Here is a 20,763-nt window from a genome sequence, read left to right as displayed (position 1 = left end):
TGTGCTCCTCATACGGGACAGATGATGCATTTAGATATACTTGTATAGACAAGCACACACAAGGTCGAATTTAACAAAAAAGATACAATTTTGTTATATTGCGTTAGCTATCACGCTTTTAAAACTTATGACATAAAGTGCCCCTGCAGCCGGTAACGGTTACCCGGGAAAAGCAGTCTGGCATGCGACACAATTTGCGATGACGACCATGTACGACGACGGATCAGCAGGCACGGATCGTGCTCTTTAATGCGCAGCCGCTCACACTCCTGCGGCGTGGCGCGCACGGCCTCCACAATGTGCTCCCCTTCAGTCAATGGTGCGACAAGCGACAGATACGCATGCGGTGTGGTCTGGGTGTAATCCTGATTCAGATAGTCCGGTATCCGTTCAGCGTTCACGCAGCGGTCTTCAATCTGCACCGGAATATCGTTTTCAAAATGCACCATCACGGAGTGGAAGATACGGCTGCCCTCTTTGACGTTCAGCTCTACGGCCTGCTCGGCGCTGGCCTGGGTTTCTTCCAGTACCAACACCTCACAACGGTGCTGATGGTTACGCGCGGTGATCTCATCGGCAATACTGCGGATTTCAAACAGGGCTGATTGGCCTTTCGGTTCCGCCACAAACGTTCCGACCCCCTGCAAGCGCACCAGCAGACCGTCATCGGTCAGTTCGCGTAGCGCCCGGTTGATGGTCATCCGACTAAAACCAAACTGTGCCACCAGATCGGCCTCAGAAGGAATACGGTCGTGAGGCCGCCAGACACCGGTGGCGATTTTTTCGCTAATCGCCTGCTTCACCTTTTCGTAAAAAGGCGCGGGAGGGCTCGACTGCGGCAGGGGTGAGCGTGAAAACATCGTGATTCCTTAAATGTTGTTATGCCCACCAGTGAGCAATTTGCCAGGCCAGACGGGCGGCAAGCTTCGCGCCTTGTCCGTCTCGATCATACTGTGGGTTAAACTCTACCAGATCAGCGGCCTGCAGCTTGCCACTGCGGCAGATCTTTTCGATGACTGGCAGAAGTTCCAGCGCCGGAACCCCTAAAGCTGCCGGTGCGGAAACGGCAGGCATTTCGCTGGCGGGCAGGACGTCCAGATCAATCGTCAGGTAGATACGATCGGCCCACGCCAGCACCTTTTCCAGCGCAGAAAGCGCGTCGCGCCTGAAATGCAAATCTTCCACCAGCGTGACGTTGAGACGTGCAGCCTCATCCCAGAGTGCCATCGTGTTCGCCGCGCGGCTCACGCCAAAGCAGGCGTACTGAAATTCCCGGCCGTGCTCATCGCAGTAATGCGCTAGCTGGCGAAACGGAGTGCCTGAGGTGGCACGGTCAGCCTTGCGCAGGTCAAGATGTGCATCGAGATTTATCACCACCACGCGTTCATTCGGGAACGCATCCAGAAGGCCGCGTCCGTGCGCCCAGGCAGTTTCGTGCCCGCCGCCAAAGACCAGTGTACGCATCCCGGACTGCTGGCAAGCCGTGACGGCATCACTTAAAGCCTGCTGGGCCGCTTCCAGCTCGTCACCTTCTACGTAAACCGAGCCCATATCTGCGAGCCGTTCGTGCCCCTGATGGCTTGCCATATTCGCCAGCGCCTTTCGCAGAATATCCGGAGCCTGCACGGCGCCGGGTCTGCCCTGATTGCGTTTAACCCCTTCATCACATTCAAAGCCTATCAGCGCAATGCCGGATGAAAGCGGCGTGAAATTCGGCTGCTGCTGTATCGTCTGAAAAATGCGCTTTGCGTTGCTGGCTTCGGCGCTGTCGTCGCGCCCCAGCCAGACCGTTTCAGCTACGGGCCGCCATAAACTCATACTGCCTCCCCACGGAAAATACGTTGATACAGCGGATTGCGTCCCGGTTCGTAGACCATCTCTACCGGATGGTGAGCATCCCAGACGATAAAATCGGCGACAAATCCTGCCCGTAACTGTCCGTAGGTTGCACCACGACCCAGCGCCTGGGCGGCATGTCGCGTGACGCCAGCCCAGGCCTCTTCAGGGGTCAGACCAAACTGGACGCAGGCCATGTTCATCGCCAGGTGCAGGCTGGCAAACGGGCTAGTGCCGGGGTTATAGTCGGTCGCGACGGCCATCGGCACGCCCTGTTTCCTGAGCTGTTCAACCGGCGGTCGCTGGCGCTCCTGAAGAAAATAAAAAGCGCCAGGCAGCAATACAGCAACCGTACCGCTTTGCGCCATCGCCTGAACGCCTGCGTCGTCGAGATATTCAATATGATCGGCGGAAAGCCCTCTGTAACGGCTGACCAGCGCTGCGCCACCCAGATTTGATAGCTGTTCCACATGCCCTTTCACCGGAATACCCAGCGCTGTGGCGGCGCGGAAAAGTCGCTCGGTTTGCTCAGGCGTGAAGCCAACGTTTTCGCAGAAAACATCCACGACTTCGAATAATCCTTTGCGCCACAACTCAGGCATGATCTGCTCGCACACCAGCGTAAGATATGCCTGCGGATCGTGACGGTATTCCGCCGGAACCGCATGTGCAGCCAGCAGCGTTGGACTGATCTCTATCGAATTAGTCAGGCTCAACTGACGTGCAACCTGCAACATCTTCTCTTCGGCATCAGCGTTTAGCCCGTATCCGGACTTAATCTCGACCGTCGTCACACCTTCGTTAATGAGACGCTGCAGCCGCTGTTGCGCCAGTTTCAGCAGGATTTCAGGTGAACTGTTGCGCGTCGCCGTCACAGTAGCGTTAATCCCGCCTCCCTGGGCGCTGATCGTTTGATAAGAGACACCGTTCAGACGCTGCTCCCACTCCGCCGCGCGATCACCACCAAACACCAGGTGGGTATGGCAGTCAATCAGGCCTGGTGTAACCAGACGTCCCTGAAGATCGACGCTGTGACGGTGTCCTGAAGGTATTTCAGATTCAGGGATCACGGCCTGAATGGTTTGGCCGCGCACCACCAGAGCGTGTTGCTCTTTCAGGCCATACGGCGCGTCGCCTTCCGGATCCATCGTTGCCAGTCGCGCATTTCGCCATATTACATCGTCGGGATGAAGCTGCTGCATGAGTATTCCACTTGTCATGGGTTGTATAGACATTTATTTTCATCCACTGCCCGCTGTCAACCGTCCTGATGGAAAATGTTATTTATTTGTGATGACTTTCCCGCCCCCCGAGGGCAAAAAATGCAACTTTTACCCTTTTTAACTTCCCGTTTCGCTCAACTTAGTATAAAAAAGCAGGCTATTTCGTCTATCCCGTTAAGACTTGCATACCCAGGAGCTTTACCTTGAACATTTCCAGGATTTCCCGTCTGGCGTTAGCACTCGCCTTTGGCGTGACATTATCCGCATGCAGTTCAACACCACCGGATCAGCTGCCTTCTGAGCAGGTAGCACCGGGTACCGCCTCCCGCCCGATTTTGTCCGCTGATGAAGCGAAGAACTTCGACCGTGCACACTACTTCTCGGCGATGGAACCCAACGCTGCGCCGTGGACACCGTCTTCTATTAACCTGCCAAAACAGCCTGACTTCGTCGTTGGGCCAGCAGGTGCGCAGGGTGTAACGCATACCTCTATTCAGGCTGCGGTTGATGCTGCCATCACGAAGCACAGCGCTTCTCGTCAGTACATCGCGATCCTGCCAGGCGAATATGAAGGCACCGTTTACGTTCCGGCTGCACCAGGCAGTATTACCCTTTACGGTCTGGGCGAAAAAGCGATCGACGTAAAAATTGGCCTGGCGATTGATTCCGAAATCGACAGCAACGCCTGGCGCCACCTGGTGAACCCAGCCGGTAAATACATGCCGGGTAAACCTGCGTGGTACATGTTTGATAACTGCCAGAGCAAGCGTGCCGCTACCGTTGGCATGATGTGTTCAGCGGTTGTCTGGTCTCAGAACAACGGTCTGCAATTGCAGAACCTGACCATTCAGAACACCCTGGGTGACAGCGTCGATGCAGGTAACCATCAGGCCGTGGCGCTGCGTAGCGATGGTGACAAGGTCCAGATCAACAACGTGAACATTCTGGGTCGTCAGAACACCTTCTTCGTGACCAACAGCGGTGTACAGAACACCCTGCAGAATAACCGTCTGACCCGTACGCTGGTCACCAACAGCTACATTGAAGGTGACGTTGACCTGGTATCCGGTCGTGGCGCGGTGGTGTTTGATAACACCGACTTCCGCGTGGTGAACTCACGTACTCAGCAGGAAGGTTACGTGTTTGCGCCAGCAACACAATCTAACCTGTTCTACGGTTTCCTCGCCGTCAACAGCCGCTTCAATGCTGCCGGTGATGGCGTGGCGCAACTGGGCCGTTCCCTGGATGTGGACTCTGCTACCAACGGTCAGGTGGTGATCCGCGATAGCGTGATCAACGAAGGCTTTAACATGGCGAAGCCATGGGCAGATGCCGCAATCTCCAAACGTCCGTTCTCCGGCAATACCGGTGCGGTGGACGATAAAGGAAACGTGCAGCGCAACCTGAACGACGCTAACTTCAACCGCATGTGGGAATACAACAACCGCGGTCTGGGTAGCAAAGTAGTTGCTGAGCCGAAGCAGTAAGATAAGAGTAAAAGGGGGATGTTAATCCCCCTTTTTACTGCGACTGGATACGTCAGGTACCGAACTTAAGATACGCATCCAATAGTTGCATAATCGCAACCATGAGTTGCAGGAACAGAATTGCCCATTCCACACCGCTCATACGCCACTCCTTTGGTATAGAGCACTTCTCCTCTGGTTTACCTTTCCGCTGCCTGTCACCAGAAGTGTGTTGGTTATGTTTTGATGTGCTCCGCAGTTTAGGCACCGTCGGCACCACCCGACGGCCAGGTCTTAAAAAGGATCCTTAATTACGGAACTGCAACACATCGAACCAACGGACATAATGATATCAAACCATCACTGTACATAAATACAGTTAAAGCCAGTTTAGGAATTTATAAAGCAAATGCACCTAACTAACTGATTATTTTATAAATACCAATCACTAATCATTCCGTATTCTCTTTTCTTCGTTGACGATGAATTTACATCGCCTTAAGCCAATACTATGATGATCAGGTTGGTTACGTTTTGATGTGCTCACCCGGCGACCACCGGGCATAAAAAAACCTCGCATTCGCGAGGTTTTTTGTTTTAAGCCGCTTAGTGGGCGTTAACCACCACCCACATCGGCCCCTGGCCTACTGCATAGCGCCCTTTCTCTTCCAGCAGGCCCTGCTCGCCTTTGATTTCATACAACGCAATGTGGTGGGATTTCTGCCCTGCTGCAATCAGATATTTACCACTGTGGTCGATATTAAAACCGCGCGGCTGGGTTTCCGTTGGCTGGAATCCTTCAATCGCCAGCACACTGCCATCTTCCGAGACACTAAACACGGTAATCAGGCTGGAGGTACGATCACAGGCGTACAAATGGCGGCCATTTGGCGTAATGTGAATATCCGCAGCCCAACGGGTGTCAGAGAAGTCAGATGGCATCATATCCAGCGTCTGCACGCACTCAATCTGGCCGTTAGGGTCCTTCAGTTCCCAGACGTCCACCGAGCTGTTCAGTTCGTTCACAACGTAGGCGTACTGCTGGTTCGGATGGAAGACCATATGACGCGGCCCAGCCCCCTCTACGGTGGTCACTTCCGCCGGATTCTGTGCCACCAGGTGGCCATCGTTGCTCAGGGTGAACAGGCAGATACGATCCTGCTTCAGCGCTGGCACCCACAGCGTGCGGTTGTCCGGCGTGATATTCGCCGAGTGGCAGCCTTCCAGCCCTTCCACCACATCCACAGTCTCGACCGGGATGCCGTCGTCCAGACGTGTAACACTGACACAGCCCGCGTTATAAGAGCCACTGAAGACAAAGTTACCTTTATGATCGGTTGAAATATGGGTTGGGCTGCCCGGCAATGGCGCTTCGGCAGTGTAAGTCAGCGCGCCGTCATCCGGAGAAATACGGTAAGCCAGCACGCGAAACTCCGGGCGTACACCCACGTACAAGAAACGTTTATCCGGACTGATGACCATCGGCTGCACCTGGCCTGGCACATCAACAACCTGAACCAGCGTGAGTGTCCCCTCGGTATTTAAACGCCAGACGTGGATCTGCTGGCTTTCAGGACTGGCGGTATAAACGGTTTGTTTCATGAATATTCACTCCTCACTGCGCATGAAAGTAGTTAACTTTTGACGGTGAATGCTGAATTGTCGACAGGAGTTTTGAAGCATCCGCCTCTCGGTGTACCATCCCATCAAAACGTAAATTCAATATTAACCCGGAAAAACAAATGACCTCGCGTGTGATTGCTCTGGATTTAGACGGTACCTTACTGACGCCGCAAAAAACCCTCCTCCCCTCCTCCCTTGAAGCGCTTAAACGCGCGCAGGAAGTGGGATATCAACTCCTTATCGTAACGGGTCGACATCACGTTGCCATTCACCCTTTTTATCAGGCACTGGCGTTAGATACACCTGCAATTTGTTGTAATGGCACTTATTTGTATGATTATCAGGCGAAAAAGGTTCTGGAATCTGATCCGCTGCCGGTTCCTCAGGCGCTGCAATTGATTGATCTGCTGGATGAACACGCCGTACACGGCCTGATGTATGTGGATAACGCGATGGTCTATGAACGCCCGACCGGCCATGTGATACGCACCAGCAACTGGGCGCAGTCCCTGCCTGAAGCCCAGCGTCCGGTCTTTACCCAGATATCCTCTATGCGCCAGGCGGCGAAGGATGTTGATGCTATCTGGAAATTCGCGCTAACGGATGAAGACACCACCAAACTGAATACCTTCGCAAAACACGTGGAAGAGACTCTGGGTCTGGAGTGTGAATGGTCCTGGCATGACCAGGTTGATATCGCCCGCAAAGGCAACAGCAAAGGCAAACGTCTGACACAGTATGTGGAATCTCAGGGGTGGTCGATGCGTGACGTGATCGCCTTTGGCGACAACTACAACGACATCAGCATGCTGGAAGCCGCCGGTACCGGCGTGGCGATGGGCAATGCCGATGACGCGGTGAAAGCGCGCGCCAACGTGGTGATTGGCGATAACACTACCGACAGTATCGCGCAGTACATTTATACTCACCTGCTGTAATCAGGCGGTGATCGAGACGCTCTTAATTTGCGCGTAAAGCCAGAGGCCGGGTTTGATCCCCAATTCATCTCTGGCCCACGGGCTGATACGCGCCCAGAGCGTCCTGCTGCCGACCTCAAGCTTTACTTCAACCTGGCCGTTATCATCAAAGCATTCCGCCACTTTCGCACGCAGAATATTTCGGATACTGGTCTGCAACGGCGGTTGCAAGACCAGAGAGACATCCGACGCCTGAATACGAATACGCAGCGCAGACTGCAACGGTTTGTCGATTTTGTTGACCCACAGATGCTGATCGCCCAGTGCCAGCGCAGTCATTGCGTAATGCGGATGGTGTTCCAGCACGCTGACTTTGAGAATGCTGCTCTGCTGTTCCCTGGGTAACCAGGGGTGCATCACGCTGCTGCCCCACACCTCTTCCAGGTTGCCGAAGGCCTTAACACTGCCCTCTTCAAGCACCAGCACTTTATCGGCCAGATGCAGGATCTCATCCAGCGAGTGGCTAACGTAGAGCATCGGAATATTAATTTCACGCGTCAGGCGCTGCAGATACGGCAGGAGTTCACGTTTACGCGGAATATCCAGCGAGGCCAGAGGTTCATCGAGCAACAGCAACTCTGGCGCGGTCAGTAACGCCCGGCCAATCGCCACACGCTGTTTCTCGCCGCCGGAAAGCGAAGATGGCAGCCTGTCGAGCAGCGGTTCAATCCCTAAAAGGGTCACCAGCTTATCAAACTGACCGGCCATGCTTTTCGCCATGCCATAACGCAAATTTCCGCGCACACTGTAGTGCGGAAATAATCGTGCATCCTGGAAAACATAGCCAATACGGCGTTTATCCGGCGAAAGATACACTTTATTTTCCACGTCATTTAAGACGCGGTTATTTAATACAATGCGCCCTGATTGCGGGCGGGTCAGACCGCTGATTGCATTAATCAACGACGTTTTCCCCGCGCCAGACACGCCAAAAATAGCGGTGATGCCACTGGCTGGCAGCGTTTCATTAATCGTCAGGGTATGATTTCCCAGCGTCTGGGTAAATTGAAGCTCCAGCATGACTATTTCCCCATCCGCTCACGGCTGAGTCGCGCCAGCCATTCCGACACCAGCAATGATACCAGCGCTAATACGATTGATATAATGCACAGTCGCGCTGCGGCACTTTCTCCACCCGGCGTCTGAATCAGGGTGTACATGGCCGACGGAATCGTTCGAGTCTCACCGGGGATATTCGACACAAAGGTAATTGTCGCGCCAAACTCGCCCAGCGAGCGGGCAAAGGCCAACACCGTACCGACAATAATGCCGGGTAATGTCAGCGGCAGCGTAATGGTAAAGAAAACGCGCCAGCGCCCGGCGCCCAGCGTGCGGGCCGCCTGTTCCAGCTTGAGATCCACCCCCTCCAGCGCCAGACGGATAGCCCTGACCATCAGAGGGAATGACATCACCGCCGCCGCCAGTACCGCACCGCGCCAGCTAAAAGCAAACGTCAGCCCAAACCAGTCATAGAGCTTCTCACCGATAAAGCCGCGACGTCCCATTGAAATCAGTAACAGATAACCGACCACCACGGGCGGCAACACGAGGGGAAGATGAAGCACACTGTCCAACAGGGCTTTACCTGGAAACTTACAGCGGACCAGTAACCAGGCAAAGAAGATCCCGAAGGGCAAACTCAGCACGACTGCCAGGGAAGAGACTTTAAGGCTCAGCAGCACGGCCTGCCATTCAGGATCGGTCAATATCATCAGTGAGTTGTAAATCCATAACGTTTAAAGATTGCAGAGGCTTCTGGTCCTTTCAGATAATCATAAAAGGCAGAAACCGTCGCATTTTTATGTCCATCAACAATCGCAACAGGGTATTCCACTTTCTTGTGGGAGTCTTCCGGGAAGGTCCCCACCACTTTGACACCTTTGCTGGCAATGGCATCAGAACCGTAGACAATACCCAGCGGAGCTTCGTTGCGTTCCACCAGCGCCAGCGCACCGCGGACATCTTCAGCCGGGGCCAGTTTCGGTGACAATGTCTCCCATGCGCCCAGTTTTTGCAGCGCTTCTTTGGCGTAGATCCCGGCCGGTACGTGCTCAGGATCCCCCACCGCCAGGCGGCCACCATTTAGCAGGCTGATCCAGTTAGTCTTACTGTTGATAGTGATGTCGCTCTGTGCACTTGCTTTCGGCGCAACCACGACGAGGCTATTCCCCAGCAGTGTTTCGCGGGTCGCCACATCAACAGATTTTTTACCCGCCGCGTAATCCATCCACTTCTGGTCGGCTGAGATAAACAGATCTGCCGGTGCACCCGCTTCAATCTGGCGTGCCAGCGTTGAGGAAGATGCAAAAGAGGAGACTACATCAACGTTCTTCTCTTTTTTATACACAGCAGCGATATCCTGCAACGCATTGGTCAGCGACGCCGCCGCAAAGACCGTAATTTTACCGTCGTCTGCCAGCGCGTATCCGGTAAGAGAAAGCGTCAGTGTTGCCCCTGCGAAAAGGCGTACCCATGAACAAGCCATTTGTCACTCCTGTCAGTATCGTTATATACATACCAATATAACGATAACTTCAAAGAGATCCCAGCGTTTAATCTTACCGCTCAAGGAGTAAGTCGGTCTGGTGGTTTAAAGAATATCGGCGAAAAGGAGAAAATCTTGAGAGCAAAACGCCCGGACTGGCCGGGCGTTTTGTAGGGAATTAATGCTGCTTTTTAGCCTGGTCTCGGTGACCAATGTTCGAAAAGACGTTGAACACTTCACCCAGGCCGTAGATGGCACCGAGGATGATGGCCATCACTACTGGTACCATGATCACGGCGAATACCAGACTTTTTAACAACTCTAACATGGTTTTCTCCAGAGATTGTGAATAGCTTATTCTACCCTTTCAAGTGAGAAAAACATCCCCTTTTGTGCGGTACCCTTTGCGCCCTGCACCATTTGGGTCACAATACTCTTTTTGCCAGGATACTGTTATGCAGGCCGAAATTCTCCTCACCCTCCGACTTCAGCAAAAGCTTTTCGCCGATCCGCGTCGTATCACCCTGCTTAAACAGATAGAACAAACAGGCTCGATTAGCCAGGGGGCAAAAAACGCCGGTATCAGTTACAAAAGCGCCTGGGATGCCATCAACGAGATGAACACCCTGAGCGAGCAACCGCTGGTGGACAGAGCCACAGGCGGTAAAGGCGGCGGCGGTGCAGTGGTTACGCGTTATGGCCAGCGTCTGATTCAGCTTTACGATCTCCTGGCCCAGATCCAGCAAAAAGCGTTTGATGTGTTGAGTGATGACGACAATCTCCCGCTGGACAGTTTGCTGGCCGCCATATCCCGTTTCTCGTTACAAACCAGCGCCCGTAACCAGTGGTTTGGTACGGTAACGGCACGCGATAATCTCCAGATACAGCAGCATATCGAGATCCTGCTTGCCGATGGGACTACCCGCCTGAAAGCCGCAATAACGTCGCAGAGTGCAAAACGTCTTGAGCTGAATGAAGGTAAAGAGGTGCTGGTGTTACTGAAAGCGCCATGGGTCAATATCACGAGCAATCCCGATACAGCAAAGGCAGCCGATAACCAGCTTCACGGTGCAATCAGCCACATCGAGCACGGTGAAGAACAGAGTGAAGTGCTGATGACCCTGGCGGACGGACAAATGCTCTGCGCGACGGTGCCGCTTAGCGAGGCTGACGGATTAGAAGAAGGTGCTGTAGTCACCGCATATTTCAACGCAGACCGGGTGATTATCGCCACATTGTGCTGAGCACATTGACAATCGTACCGACAGTGAGTATCCCTGACATCTGTTGCTGCAAAAAATGGGATAAATTATGTCATCATTGCATATTTCGCAAGGCACGTTTCGTCTTAGCGATACCCGAACACTGACGATTGCCGATTTGGCAATACGCGCAGGTGAAAGCTGGGCATTTGTCGGCACGAACGGCAGCGGTAAATCAGCCCTTGCCCGTGCGTTGGCTGGCGAGCTCCCTCTTCTCAAAGGTGAATATCAGCGCCATTTTTCGCGCCTGACACGCCTGTCATTTGAACAACTGCAAAAGCTTGTGAGTGACGAATGGCAGCGCAACAATACCGATTTACTCAGCCCTGGTGAAGAAGATACCGGCCGCACGACAGCGGAGATTATTCAGGATGAGGTGAACGATCCCGCCCGTTGCCAGCACCTGGCAGAACAGTTCGGCATCACCGCCCTGCTGAACCGCCGCTTTAAGTATCTTTCAACCGGCGAGACGCGGAAAACGCTGCTTTGTCAGGCTTTGATGAGCGAACCTGAGTTGCTTATCCTCGACGAACCGTTCGATGGTCTTGACGTGCAGTCTCTCGCCCAGCTGGCAACTCTGCTGGGTTCGCTTAACCAGCAGGGATATACCGTTGTGCTGGTGCTTAACCGCTTCGATGAAATTCCGGATTTTATCCAGAATGCAGGTGTGCTGGCCGACTGTAACTTGACTGAAACCGGCGAAAAATCAGTACTGCTTAAGCAGGCATTAATTGCGCAACTCGCACACAGTGAACAGCTTGATGGAATCACGCTTCCGGAACCCGACGCCCCTTCAGCCCGGCATGCACTTGCTCCTCACCAGCCGCGCATCATGCTGCGTGATGGACTTGTCTCTTATGACGATCGCCCAATCCTTAACCACCTCAACTGGACAGTCAATCCTGGCGAGCACTGGCAGATTGTTGGCCCTAATGGCGCGGGGAAATCGACGCTGCTGAGCCTGATCACCGGGGATCATCCTCAGGGTTACAGTAACGATCTCACGCTGTTTGGTCGGCGTCGCGGCAGTGGTGAAACCATCTGGGATATCAAAAAGCATATCGGTTATGTCAGCAGCAGCCTGCATCTGGATTACCGTGTCAGCACAACGGTGCGCAATGTGATCCTCTCCGGGTATTTTGATTCCATCGGCATTTATCAGGCGGTATCGGACAAACAGCACAAGCTGGCTCAGCAATGGCTGGATATTCTTGGAATGGATACCCGGGTCGCTGACGCGCCGTTTCATAGTCTGTCGTGGGGGCAGCAGCGGCTGGCGCTGATCGTTCGCGCCCTGGTGAAGCACCCTACGCTTCTGATCCTCGATGAACCCCTGCAGGGACTGGACCCGCTGAACCGACAGTTAATCCGCCGCTTTGTGGATGTCCTCATTAATGAAGGCGAAACGCAACTGCTGTTTGTTTCACACCATGCCGAAGACGCCCCATACTGCATCACACACCGTCTGGAGTTTGTCCCTGACGGTGAACGCTATGATTATCTGCTGAGCAAAATAGACTAAACTCCGGAGGGCTCAGCCCTCCGTTTTTCAGATAACCTGCATTAAGACATCTCTATCCCTTTGATCTACAATGCCACACGACATCTGAAAATCGGTATTTAAAAACAGTGTAAACGATTCCACTATTTTATCCCATGTCACACTTTTCGCGACTCTGTTATGCTATGGTTATTACATACCATAAGCCCAATGGAGCGAAATATGCGAGTTCTGGTAACAGGTGGTAGCGGTTACATCGGAAGTCATACCTGTGTGCAACTGCTGCAAAATGGTCATGATGTCATCATCCTCGACAACCTGTGCAATAGTAAGCGCAGCGTGCTGCCTGTAATTGAACGTCTTGGCGGTAAACAGCCAACGTTCGTGGAAGGCGACATCCGCAATGAAGCGCTGATGACCGAGATCCTTCACGACCACGCCATTGAAACGGTGATCCACTTCGCCGGCCTGAAGGCGGTCGGTGAATCCGTTGCGAAACCGCTGGAGTATTACGACAACAACGTCAACGGAACCTTGCGTTTAATCTCCGCCATGCGTGCGGCAAACGTCAAAAACTTTATCTTCAGCTCATCCGCCACCGTCTATGGTGACCAGCCCAAAATCCCTTACGTTGAAAGTTTCCCAACCGGTACGCCGCAAAGTCCGTATGGCAAAAGCAAACTGATGGTGGAACAGATCCTGACCGATCTGCAAAGAGCACAGCCTGAGTGGAGCATTGCGTTGCTGCGCTACTTCAACCCGGTCGGTGCACATTCATCAGGTGACATGGGTGAAGATCCTCAGGGTATTCCCAACAACCTGATGCCGTATATCGCACAGGTTGCAGTTGGTCGTCGTGACTCACTGGCAATTTTTGGTAATGACTATCCAACCGAAGATGGCACCGGCGTGCGTGATTACATCCACGTTATGGATCTGGCCGACGGGCACGTGGCGGCCATGCAGCAACTGGCAAACAAGCCGGGCGTACATATTTATAACCTCGGCGCCGGGATCGGCAGCAGCGTGCTGGATGTGGTTAATGCCTTCAGCAAAGCCTGCGGTAAGCCGGTGAACTATCACTTCGCACCGCGTCGTGAAGGTGACCTTCCTGCTTACTGGGCCGATGCCTCCAAAGCCGATAAAGAGCTTAACTGGCGTGTTACCCGCACGCTGGATGAAATGGCACAGGATACCTGGCACTGGCAGTCCCGCCACCCACAAGGTTATCCGGACTAAGGATCCGTCATGACTTCATTTAATCCCGTCGATCATCCGCATCGTCGTTTTAACCCGTTAAGCGGGCAATGGATTTTAGTTTCTCCGCATCGCGCCAAGCGCCCCTGGCAGGGGGCGCAGGAGACGCCTGCGAAACAGACACTGCCACAGCATGATCCGGACTGCTTCCTGTGTCCGGGTAACACCCGCGTCACCGGAGATAAAAACCCGGACTACAAAGGCACCTTCGTCTTTACCAACGATTTTGCCGCCCTGATGACCGACACGCCGGACGCGCCGGAAAGCCACGATCCGCTGATGCGCTGCGAAAGCGCGCGCGGAACCAGCCGCGTGATCTGCTTCTCGCCCGATCACAGCAAAACGCTGCCGGAACTGAGCATTGAGGCACTGAAAGAAGTAGTAAACACCTGGCAAACGCAAACCGCAGAGCTGGGTCAGACTTACCCATGGGTGCAGGTGTTTGAAAACAAAGGTGCGGCTATGGGCTGCTCTAACCCGCATCCGCACGGGCAGATCTGGGCGAACAGTTTCCTGCCTAACGAAGCCGAACGTGAAGACCGTCTGCAAAAAACCTATTACGCGGAAAACGGTTCTTCAATGCTGGTGGACTACACCCAACGTGAGCTGGCAGATGGCAGCCGCACTGTGGTGGAAACCGAACACTGGCTGGCCGTGGTGCCTTACTGGGCCGCCTGGCCCTTCGAAACGCTGTTGCTGCCAAAAGCACACGTGCAGCGCATTACGGACCTCAGTGACGCACAGCGCGACGACCTTGCTCTGGCACTGAAAAAACTGACCAGCCGTTATGACAATCTGTTCCAGTGCTCCTTCCCGTACTCCATGGGCTGGCACGGCGCACCGTTTAACGGTGAAGAGAATCAACACTGGCAGTTGCATGCCCATTTCTATCCGCCGCTGCTGCGTTCTGCGACGGTACGTAAATTTATGGTGGGCTATGAAATGCTGGCGGAAACGCAGCGTGACCTGACGGCGGAACAGGCGGCAGAACGTCTGCGTGCCGTCAGCGACGTCCACTATCGCGAATCAGGAGTCTAAAAAAAATGAGTCTGAAAGATAAAACACAATCCCTGTTTGCTGAAAAATTTGGCTACCCTGCCACCCACGTTATCCAGGCACCTGGCCGCGTCAACCTGATTGGTGAACATACCGACTACAACGACGGTTTTGTGCTGCCTTGTGCCATTGATTACCAGACAGTCATCAGCTGTGCAAAACGCGACGACCGCAAAGTCCGCGTGATTGCGGCGGATTACGGCAATGAGACAGACGAGTTTTCTCTCGATGCCCCGATTGTGACACACGACAACCAGCAATGGTCTAACTACGTGCGCGGCGTAGTGAAGCACCTGCAGAAACGTAACAAGAACTTTGGCGGTGCCGATCTCGTTATCAGTGGCAACGTACCACAGGGGGCAGGCTTAAGCTCCTCAGCCTCTCTGGAAGTCGCCGTAGGAACCGTGTTCCAGCAGCTTTATCATCTGCCGCTGGATGGCGCGCAAATCGCCCTGAACGGTCAGGAAGCAGAAAACCAGTTCGTGGGCTGCAACTGCGGCATTATGGATCAGTTGATCTCCGCGTTGGGTAAAAAAGAGCATGCGCTGCTGATCGACTGCCGCTCGCTTGGCACCAAAGCCGTTCCGCTGCCAAAAGGTGCCGCGGTCATTATTATCAACAGCAACTTTAAACGCACGCTGGTGGGGAGCGAGTACAACACCCGCCGCCAGCAGTGCGAAACTGGTGCGCGCTTCTTCCAGCAACCCGCCCTGCGCGACGTGACGCTTAATGAATTCAATAAGGTGGCCCACGAGCTGGATCCGGTCGTCGCCAAACGCGTTCGTCACGTGCTGACGGAGAACGTCCGTACCGTCGAAGCCGCGTCCGCGCTGGCGAAAGGTGATCTGAAACGTATGGGTGAGTTGATGGCGGAATCTCACGCCTCCATGCGCGATGATTTCGAGATCACCGTTCCGCAAATCGACACCCTGGTGGAAATCGTCAAGGCAGTCATTGGCGATAAAGGTGGCGTGCGTATGACCGGCGGTGGCTTCGGGGGCTGCATTGTTGCCCTGGTGCCGGAAGAACTGGTTCCTGCCGTCCAGCAGGCGGTAGAGAAACAATACGAAGCGAAAACAGGTATTAAAGAAACGTTCTACGTGTGTAAAGCATCACAAGGAGCCGGACAGTGCTAAACGAAACACCTACCTTCGCACCGGATGGTCTGCCGTATCGCCTGTTAACCCTGCGCAACAGCGCGGGGATGGTGGTTACGCTGATGGACTGGGGTGCAACCCTTCTTTCTGCCCGCGTACCGATGCCGGACGGCAGCGTGCGCGAAACCCTGCTCGGCTGTGCCTCGCCTGAGCAGTATGTCAATCAGTCCGCCTATCTGGGCGCATCTGTAGGGCGCTACGCTAACCGCATCGCTAAGAGCCGTTTTGAACTCGACGGCGTGGAGTATTCTCTGCTTCCAAGCCAGGGTGAGAACCAGTTGCACGGTGGTCCGGACGGGTTCGACAAACGCCGCTGGAAGATTGTTCGGCAAAACGACGGGGAAGTGTTGTTCTCACTGGATTCGCTTGATGGCGATCAGGGCTTCCCGGGGAACCTTATCGCCTCCGCACGCTTTACGCTGACCGACGACAACCGTATCGCCATTGAGTACCGTGCGACGGTCGACAAACCGTGTCCGGTTAACCTGACCAACCACGCTTATTTCAACCTGGACGGTAACCAGTGCGATGTGCGTAATCATAAGCTGCAGATCCTGGCAGATGAATACCTGCCAGTGGATGAAATGGGCATCCCTTATCAGGGGCTGAAGTCCGTGAGCGGCACCAGCTTTGACTTCCGCAGTGCAAAATCTATCGCCCAGGATTTCCTCAGCGATGACGATCAGCACAAAGTGAAAGGTTACGATCACGCTTTCCTGCTGCAGGCAAAGGGTGATGTTAGCCAGCCAGCTGCACAAGTCTGGTCTGCGGATGAGAAGCTGCAGATGACGGTGTATACCACAGCCCCTGCACTGCAATTCTACTCAGGCAACTACCTTGGCGGCACGACAGCGCGCGAACACGATGAGTACAGCGACTGGCAAGGCCTGGCGCTGGAAAGCGAGTTCCTGCCGGACAGCCCCAATCATCCGGAATGGCCGCAGCCAGATTGTGTACTGCGCCCGGGTGAAGAGTACATCAGCGTGACGGAATACCATTTTATTCCGCATTAATTTCCAGCCCTCCTGTCGGAGGGCTTTTTTCTGCTCGCCTTGCTGAAAATAGCGCCGATCGCAGACAAAATCATAACCCTGGATTCACAAGCATCTTACACTCAGAGACTATTTTCGCTATGGTTAGGGTTAAGCGTTGCTGCTGGCACGGCCACGGCAATATAATGAGAATTGTTATCATTCTAAAATGCTTGAGGAGTAAGATATGGCTGTAACTAAGCTGGTCCTGGTGCGTCACGGCGAAAGCCAGTGGAACAACGAAAACCGCTTTACCGGTTGGTACGACGTTGATCTGTCCGAGAAAGGCGTAAGCGAAGCAAAAGCAGCAGGCAAACTGCTGAAGGAAGAAGGCTTCAGCTTTGATTTTGCTTACACCTCTGTGCTGAAACGTGCCATCCACACTCTGTGGAACGTTCTGGACGAACTGGATCAGGCCTGGCTGCCAGTTGAGAAATCCTGGAAACTGAACGAGCGTCACTACGGTGCGCTGCAGGGTCTGAACAAAGCGGAAACCGCTGAGAAATACGGTGACGAGCAGGTTAAACAGTGGCGTCGTGGCTTCGCGGTTACTCCACCAGAGCTGACCAAAGATGATGAGCGCTACCCGGGTCACGATCCACGTTACGCAAAACTGACCGATGCCGAGCTGCCACAGACTGAAAGCCTGGCGCTGACCATCGACCGCGTTGTGCCTTACTGGAACGAAACCATTCTGCCACGCCTGAAAAGCGGTGAGCGCGTGATCATCGCTGCTCACGGTAACTCCCTGCGTGCGCTGGTGAAATACCTGGACAACATGGGTGAAGACGAGATCCTCGAACTGAACATCCCGACTGGCGTACCGCTGGTGTATGAGTTCGACGAAAACTTCAAACCAATCAAACATTACTATCTGGGTAACGCAGATGAGATCGCAGCAAAAGCTGCGGCTGTCGCCAACCAGGGTAAAGCGAAGTAATTTTCGCCGGACATAAAAAAAGCGCGGAGCCTTCCGCGCTTTTTTATTTGTGCCGATAGAATCAACCGCGACGGGCTTTTACCGCATTCGCCAGCTGACGCAGGATCGTGTCGGTATCTTCCCAGCCGATGCAGGCATCCGTCACACTCTTGCCATACACAAGCGGCTCGCTGCCTTCCAGGTTCTGATTACCCTCAACCAGATGGCTTTCGATCATCACCCCAATCACCGCTTTTTCACCACCGGCAATCTGCTGGCAGACATCTGCCCCTACTTCCATCTGCTTTTTAAACTGCTTACTGGAGTTGGCATGGCTGAAGTCGATCATCACCTGAGATGGCAGTCCCGCTTTTTCCAAACCGACTTTCACTTCCGCCACATGTTTTGCACTGTAGTTTGGCTCTTTGCCACCGCGCAGAATGATATGGCAATCACCGTTACCACTGGTGTTAACGATGGCGGAGTGACCCCATTTGGTCACAGAGAGGAAGCAGTGCGGCGCCCCGGCAGCGTTGATAGCGTCAATAGCTACCTTGATAGTGCCATCAGTCCCGTTTTTAAACCCAACCGGGCAAGAGAGACCGGAAGCCAGTTCGCGGTGAACCTGCGATTCCGTGGTACGTGCGCCAATTGCGCCCCAGCTCATCAGATCAGCCAGGTACTGCGGCGTGATCATGTCCAGAAACTCACCGGCTGCCGGCAGGCCACTGTCGTTGATTTCGAGCAGTAGTTTGCGTGCAATGCGCAGACCGTCGTTGATCTGGAAGCTGTTGTCCATGTGCGGATCGTTAATCAGACCTTTCCATCCCACGGTGGTACGCGGTTTTTCAAAGTAAACGCGCATGACAATTTCCAGCTCGTCTTTCAACTCTTCTCGCAAGGTGAGCAGACGGGCTGCGTACTCTTTCGCGGCTGCCGGGTCGTGAATAGAGCAAGGACCAATCACCACCAGAAGACGATCGTCATTACCTTTCAGGATCTTATGGATCGCTTTACGAGCATGAGAAACCGTGTTTGCGGCATTTTCAGTGGCGGGGAATTTCTCAAGGAGTGCTACAGGAGGTAATAACTCGTTGATCTCTTTAATACGTAAATCGTCATTCTGATAATTCATTTTCTTTCCAGCTCTGCCATAACTCTAGTAGTGAATGCAATCCCTTCAATCTAACTTGCTCGCCGCTTAGTGTAAACCACCTTTTACACTCTCTCCCGGATTTGCAGAAACAGACCAAAAAATACGTTTGTCTAACACATTAAAAACTCTACACTTAACCTAAAAATGAACCAGGAAAATTGATATGGCGCACTCTCATTCGCACGCTTCCGGGGACGAAAACGCTAAACGACTGACGCTGGCTTTCGGCGTCACCGCAACGTTCATGGTCATCGAGGTCATTGGTGGGCTGGTTTCAGGCTCTCTTGCTCTACTGGCAGACGCCGGTCATATGCTTACCGACGCCGCAGCTCTGCTGTTTGCCCTGCTGGCTGTACAGTTTGCACGTCGTCCGCCAAACGCCCGTCATACATTTGGCTGGCTCAGGCTTACCACGCTTGCCGCCTTTGTTAACGCCATTGCGCTGGTTGTCATTACCATTCTCATCGTCTGGGAGGCCTTCCAGCGTTTCAGACACCCGCAACCCGTTGCAGGGATGACAATGATGGTCATCGCCGTGGCAGGGCTGCTGGCAAATATTCTGGCTTTCTGGATTTTGCACCGCGGAAGTGGGGAAAAAAACCTCAACGTACGTGCTGCGGCTTTGCATGTGTTGGGTGATTTGCTCGGTTCAGTGGGGGCGATTGTGGCCGCGCTGGTGATCCTCTATACCGGCTGGACGCCTGCCGACCCGATTCTTTCAGTGCTGGTGTCGTGTCTGGTACTGCGTAGCGCCTGGCGACTGCTGAAGGAGAGCGTAAATGAACTGCTTGAAGGAGCACCAACATCAATAGATATTGCTGAGCTGAAACGTAACCTGCACCGCTCTGTCCCGGAAGTCCGCAATGTGCATCACGTGCATGTCTGGCTGGTGGGGGAGAAACCGGTTATGACGTTGCACGTTCAGGTGATCCCACCTCATGACCATGATGCGCTGCTTGAACGGATCCAGCACTTTCTTGAACATCACTATGAGATTAGTCATGCGACCATCCAGATGGAGTATCAGCCGTGTAACGGACCGGACTGCCACCTGAATGAGGCGCAGTCCGGCCATTCACATCATCACCATTAACTGGAAAGCGCGTGAGAGCCTCGCTCATGCGCGCTGTTAATCCACATCCGGCTACCGTTCAACGCAATGAAGGTCAGCAGCAGATATTCCAGTGACATCGCATAGACGCCCTGCAGGGCGAAGATCACCACGCTGATGACATTGATGATGACCCACAGCAACCAGTTCTCAACGTACTTACGGGTCATCAGGATCATCGCGGCAATCGACAACACCATCATGCAGGAATCCCAGAATGGGAAAGCATCTGGCTGAAGTGAAGGCATAGACACATTCAACCCCATACCAGACATCACCGACACCGCTATACGGGTCAGGAAAGCAAATACCGGGTTGATATAGATGGTCATTAAACCAATGGCAACCACACAGGCGACAAACCAGGCGATAGCTTTCGGCAAGGGCAGCCAGCGGATTTGCAGCTCCGCCTCCTGCTGACTGTTCTGACGCGACCACGCGTACCAGCCGTAAATATTGGCAGCGAAGAAGAACAGCTGCAAAAGCAGGCTGGCGTATAGCTGGATCTGGAAGAAGATAATCGCAAACAGCGTAACGTTAATCAGCCCAAACGCGTAATTGCTGATCTTCTCAAGGCTCGCCAGCCAGATACAGAGTAAACCAGCCAGCGTACCTACGGCCTCAATCCATGACAGGTCATAGCCACCTGCACCAATCGGTATATGAACCAGAATGTTCTGCGTGCTAAAAAAATCCATCTTTT

21 protein-coding genes are annotated in these 20,763 nt (G+C 53.7%); 10 read left to right on the top strand and 11 right to left on the bottom strand.

Annotated elements, in window-relative coordinates:
• Window positions 1-125: 125 nt before the first annotated feature.
• Genes V6E55_RS02295 through hutI form a run of 3 tightly spaced genes read right to left on the bottom strand, consistent with a single transcriptional unit; the run spans window position 126 to window position 3,038 of the window.
• Window positions 126-860 carry a histidine utilization repressor gene (locus V6E55_RS02295; RefSeq protein WP_236919747.1) on the bottom strand — a complete coding sequence of 245 codons (735 nt, stop codon included), beginning with the start codon at window positions 858-860 and terminating at the stop codon, window positions 126-128.
• 19 nt (window positions 861-879) lie between these two features.
• Window positions 880-1,818 carry a formimidoylglutamase gene (hutG, locus tag V6E55_RS02290; protein WP_316942072.1) on the bottom strand — a complete coding sequence of 313 codons (939 nt, stop codon included), beginning with the start codon at window positions 1,816-1,818 and terminating at the stop codon, window positions 880-882.
• Complete coding sequence (hutI, locus tag V6E55_RS02285; RefSeq protein WP_316942071.1) at window positions 1,815-3,038, bottom strand: imidazolonepropionase; 1,224 nt, start codon at window positions 3,036-3,038, stop codon at window positions 1,815-1,817. The genes hutG and hutI overlap by 4 nt, the downstream gene beginning before the upstream one ends.
• A 224-nt stretch (window positions 3,039-3,262) precedes the next feature.
• Between hutI and V6E55_RS02280 the strand changes: the two genes are divergently transcribed.
• On the top strand, window positions 3,263-4,546 hold the full coding sequence (locus tag V6E55_RS02280; protein WP_114978413.1) for a putative acyl-CoA thioester hydrolase: 1,284 nt from the start codon (window positions 3,263-3,265) through the stop codon (window positions 4,544-4,546).
• Between the two features lie 52 nt (window positions 4,547-4,598).
• Here V6E55_RS02280 and tisB read toward each other — a convergent pair whose 3' ends face one another.
• Complete coding sequence (gene tisB, locus V6E55_RS02275; RefSeq protein ID WP_129996418.1) at window positions 4,599-4,688, bottom strand: type I toxin-antitoxin system toxin TisB; 90 nt, start codon at window positions 4,686-4,688, stop codon at window positions 4,599-4,601.
• Window positions 4,689-5,131: 443 nt separating this feature from the next.
• Window positions 5,132-6,127 carry a 6-phosphogluconolactonase gene (pgl, locus tag V6E55_RS02270; RefSeq protein WP_316942069.1) on the bottom strand — a complete coding sequence of 332 codons (996 nt, stop codon included), beginning with the start codon at window positions 6,125-6,127 and terminating at the stop codon, window positions 5,132-5,134.
• Window positions 6,128-6,267: 140 nt separating this feature from the next.
• On the opposite strand from pgl, the gene V6E55_RS02265 reads away from it, so the two are divergent.
• Window positions 6,268-7,086 carry a pyridoxal phosphatase gene (locus tag V6E55_RS02265; protein ID WP_316942067.1) on the top strand — a complete coding sequence of 273 codons (819 nt, stop codon included), beginning with the start codon at window positions 6,268-6,270 and terminating at the stop codon, window positions 7,084-7,086.
• On the opposite strand, the gene modC is transcribed toward V6E55_RS02265, so the two are convergent.
• From modC to V6E55_RS02245, 4 genes are all read right to left on the bottom strand, one after another.
• Window positions 7,087-8,145 (bottom strand): molybdenum ABC transporter ATP-binding protein ModC, encoded by a 1,059-nt coding sequence (gene modC, locus V6E55_RS02260; RefSeq protein WP_114978409.1) that lies wholly within the window; start codon window positions 8,143-8,145, stop codon window positions 7,087-7,089.
• A 2-nt stretch (window positions 8,146-8,147) separates the two neighbouring features.
• Entirely contained in the window at window positions 8,148-8,837 is a 690-nt protein-coding gene (gene modB, locus V6E55_RS02255; RefSeq protein ID WP_114978408.1) for a molybdate ABC transporter permease subunit, read from the bottom strand.
• Window positions 8,837-9,610: a molybdate ABC transporter substrate-binding protein gene (modA, locus tag V6E55_RS02250; RefSeq protein ID WP_316942066.1), complete on the bottom strand. Its 774-nt coding sequence runs from the start codon at window positions 9,608-9,610 to the stop codon at window positions 8,837-8,839. Before modA ends, modB begins: the two co-directional genes overlap by 1 nt.
• A 178-nt stretch (window positions 9,611-9,788) precedes the next feature.
• The gene (locus V6E55_RS02245; protein ID WP_008501118.1) at window positions 9,789-9,938 is read right to left on the bottom strand and encodes an AcrZ family multidrug efflux pump-associated protein; all 150 of its coding nucleotides are present in this window, start codon (window positions 9,936-9,938) and stop codon (window positions 9,789-9,791) included.
• 127 nt (window positions 9,939-10,065) lie between these two features.
• Here V6E55_RS02245 and modE point away from each other — a divergent pair, with 127 nt between their 5' ends.
• The 7 genes from modE (at window position 10,066) to gpmA (ending at window position 17,814) form a co-directional block, all read left to right on the top strand.
• Complete coding sequence (gene modE, locus V6E55_RS02240; protein WP_316942065.1) at window positions 10,066-10,854, top strand: molybdenum-dependent transcriptional regulator; 789 nt, start codon at window positions 10,066-10,068, stop codon at window positions 10,852-10,854.
• Window positions 10,855-10,921: 67 nt separating this feature from the next.
• Complete coding sequence (modF, locus tag V6E55_RS02235; RefSeq protein WP_316942064.1) at window positions 10,922-12,394, top strand: molybdate ABC transporter ATP-binding protein ModF; 1,473 nt, start codon at window positions 10,922-10,924, stop codon at window positions 12,392-12,394.
• A 201-nt stretch (window positions 12,395-12,595) separates the two neighbouring features.
• A complete protein-coding gene (gene galE / locus V6E55_RS02230; RefSeq protein WP_316942063.1) occupies window positions 12,596-13,612 on the top strand; it encodes a UDP-glucose 4-epimerase GalE in 1,017 nt (338 codons plus the stop codon).
• Window positions 13,613-13,621: 9 nt separating this feature from the next.
• Window positions 13,622-14,668 carry a galactose-1-phosphate uridylyltransferase gene (gene galT / locus V6E55_RS02225; RefSeq protein ID WP_316942062.1) on the top strand — a complete coding sequence of 349 codons (1,047 nt, stop codon included), beginning with the start codon at window positions 13,622-13,624 and terminating at the stop codon, window positions 14,666-14,668.
• 5 nt (window positions 14,669-14,673) lie between these two features.
• Window positions 14,674-15,822, top strand: a complete 1,149-nt coding sequence (gene galK, locus V6E55_RS02220; RefSeq protein ID WP_316942061.1) for a galactokinase — start codon at window positions 14,674-14,676, stop codon at window positions 15,820-15,822.
• Window positions 15,816-16,856, top strand: a complete 1,041-nt coding sequence (gene galM, locus V6E55_RS02215) for a galactose-1-epimerase (RefSeq protein ID WP_316942060.1) — start codon at window positions 15,816-15,818, stop codon at window positions 16,854-16,856. Before galK ends, galM begins: the two co-directional genes overlap by 7 nt.
• Before the next feature lie 205 nt (window positions 16,857-17,061).
• On the top strand, window positions 17,062-17,814 hold the full coding sequence (gene gpmA / locus V6E55_RS02210; RefSeq protein ID WP_114978400.1) for a 2,3-diphosphoglycerate-dependent phosphoglycerate mutase: 753 nt from the start codon (window positions 17,062-17,064) through the stop codon (window positions 17,812-17,814).
• A 61-nt stretch (window positions 17,815-17,875) separates the two neighbouring features.
• Here gpmA and aroG read toward each other — a convergent pair whose 3' ends face one another.
• On the bottom strand, window positions 17,876-18,928 hold the full coding sequence (gene aroG / locus V6E55_RS02205; RefSeq protein WP_114978399.1) for a 3-deoxy-7-phosphoheptulonate synthase AroG: 1,053 nt from the start codon (window positions 18,926-18,928) through the stop codon (window positions 17,876-17,878).
• A gap of 184 nt (window positions 18,929-19,112) precedes the next feature.
• Here aroG and zitB point away from each other — a divergent pair, with 184 nt between their 5' ends.
• Window positions 19,113-20,042, top strand: coding sequence for a CDF family zinc transporter ZitB (gene zitB / locus V6E55_RS02200; protein WP_316942059.1), 930 nt, complete (start codon window positions 19,113-19,115; stop codon window positions 20,040-20,042).
• Here zitB and pnuC read toward each other — a convergent pair.
• Window positions 20,039-20,758 carry a nicotinamide riboside transporter PnuC gene (pnuC, locus tag V6E55_RS02195; RefSeq protein WP_316942058.1) on the bottom strand — a complete coding sequence of 240 codons (720 nt, stop codon included), beginning with the start codon at window positions 20,756-20,758 and terminating at the stop codon, window positions 20,039-20,041. The two genes, zitB and pnuC, sit on opposite strands and share 4 nt — an antisense overlap.
• Window positions 20,759-20,763 lie beyond the last annotated feature (5 nt).

The sequence above is a fragment of the Enterobacter sp. 342 genome, from assembly GCF_036663495.1.
Classification (GTDB): domain Bacteria; phylum Pseudomonadota; class Gammaproteobacteria; order Enterobacterales; family Enterobacteriaceae; genus Enterobacter.
The sequence above is the reverse complement of the archived record's forward strand: the minus strand, read 5'-3'. Positions and strand labels throughout refer to the sequence as shown.

Excerpts from the sequence above, each read along its gene's own strand:
- V6E55_RS02295 (WP_236919747.1), bottom strand. The coding sequence starts at position 860 with ATGTTTTCACGCTCACCCCTGCCGCAGTCGAGCCCTCCCGCGCCTTTT.
- hutG (WP_316942072.1), bottom strand. The coding sequence starts at position 1,818 with ATGAGTTTATGGCGGCCCGTAGCTGAAACGGTCTGGCTGGGGCGCGAC.
- hutI (WP_316942071.1), bottom strand. The coding sequence starts at position 3,038 with ATGCAGCAGCTTCATCCCGACGATGTAATATGGCGAAATGCGCGACTG.
- tisB (WP_129996418.1), bottom strand. The coding sequence starts at position 4,688 with ATGAGCGGTGTGGAATGGGCAATTCTGTTCCTGCAACTCATGGTTGCG.
- pgl (WP_316942069.1), bottom strand. The coding sequence starts at position 6,127 with ATGAAACAAACCGTTTATACCGCCAGTCCTGAAAGCCAGCAGATCCAC.
- V6E55_RS02265 (WP_316942067.1), top strand. The coding sequence starts at position 6,268 with ATGACCTCGCGTGTGATTGCTCTGGATTTAGACGGTACCTTACTGACG.
- modC (WP_114978409.1), bottom strand. The coding sequence starts at position 8,145 with ATGCTGGAGCTTCAATTTACCCAGACGCTGGGAAATCATACCCTGACG.
- modB (WP_114978408.1), bottom strand. The coding sequence starts at position 8,837 with ATGATATTGACCGATCCTGAATGGCAGGCCGTGCTGCTGAGCCTTAAA.
- modA (WP_316942066.1), bottom strand. The coding sequence starts at position 9,610 with ATGGCTTGTTCATGGGTACGCCTTTTCGCAGGGGCAACACTGACGCTT.
- V6E55_RS02245 (WP_008501118.1), bottom strand. The coding sequence starts at position 9,938 with ATGTTAGAGTTGTTAAAAAGTCTGGTATTCGCCGTGATCATGGTACCA.
- modE (WP_316942065.1), top strand. The coding sequence starts at position 10,066 with ATGCAGGCCGAAATTCTCCTCACCCTCCGACTTCAGCAAAAGCTTTTC.
- modF (WP_316942064.1), top strand. The coding sequence starts at position 10,922 with ATGTCATCATTGCATATTTCGCAAGGCACGTTTCGTCTTAGCGATACC.
- galE (WP_316942063.1), top strand. The coding sequence starts at position 12,596 with ATGCGAGTTCTGGTAACAGGTGGTAGCGGTTACATCGGAAGTCATACC.
- galT (WP_316942062.1), top strand. The coding sequence starts at position 13,622 with ATGACTTCATTTAATCCCGTCGATCATCCGCATCGTCGTTTTAACCCG.
- galK (WP_316942061.1), top strand. The coding sequence starts at position 14,674 with ATGAGTCTGAAAGATAAAACACAATCCCTGTTTGCTGAAAAATTTGGC.
- gpmA (WP_114978400.1), top strand. The coding sequence starts at position 17,062 with ATGGCTGTAACTAAGCTGGTCCTGGTGCGTCACGGCGAAAGCCAGTGG.
- aroG (WP_114978399.1), bottom strand. The coding sequence starts at position 18,928 with ATGAATTATCAGAATGACGATTTACGTATTAAAGAGATCAACGAGTTA.
- zitB (WP_316942059.1), top strand. The coding sequence starts at position 19,113 with ATGGCGCACTCTCATTCGCACGCTTCCGGGGACGAAAACGCTAAACGA.
- pnuC (WP_316942058.1), bottom strand. The coding sequence starts at position 20,758 with ATGGATTTTTTTAGCACGCAGAACATTCTGGTTCATATACCGATTGGT.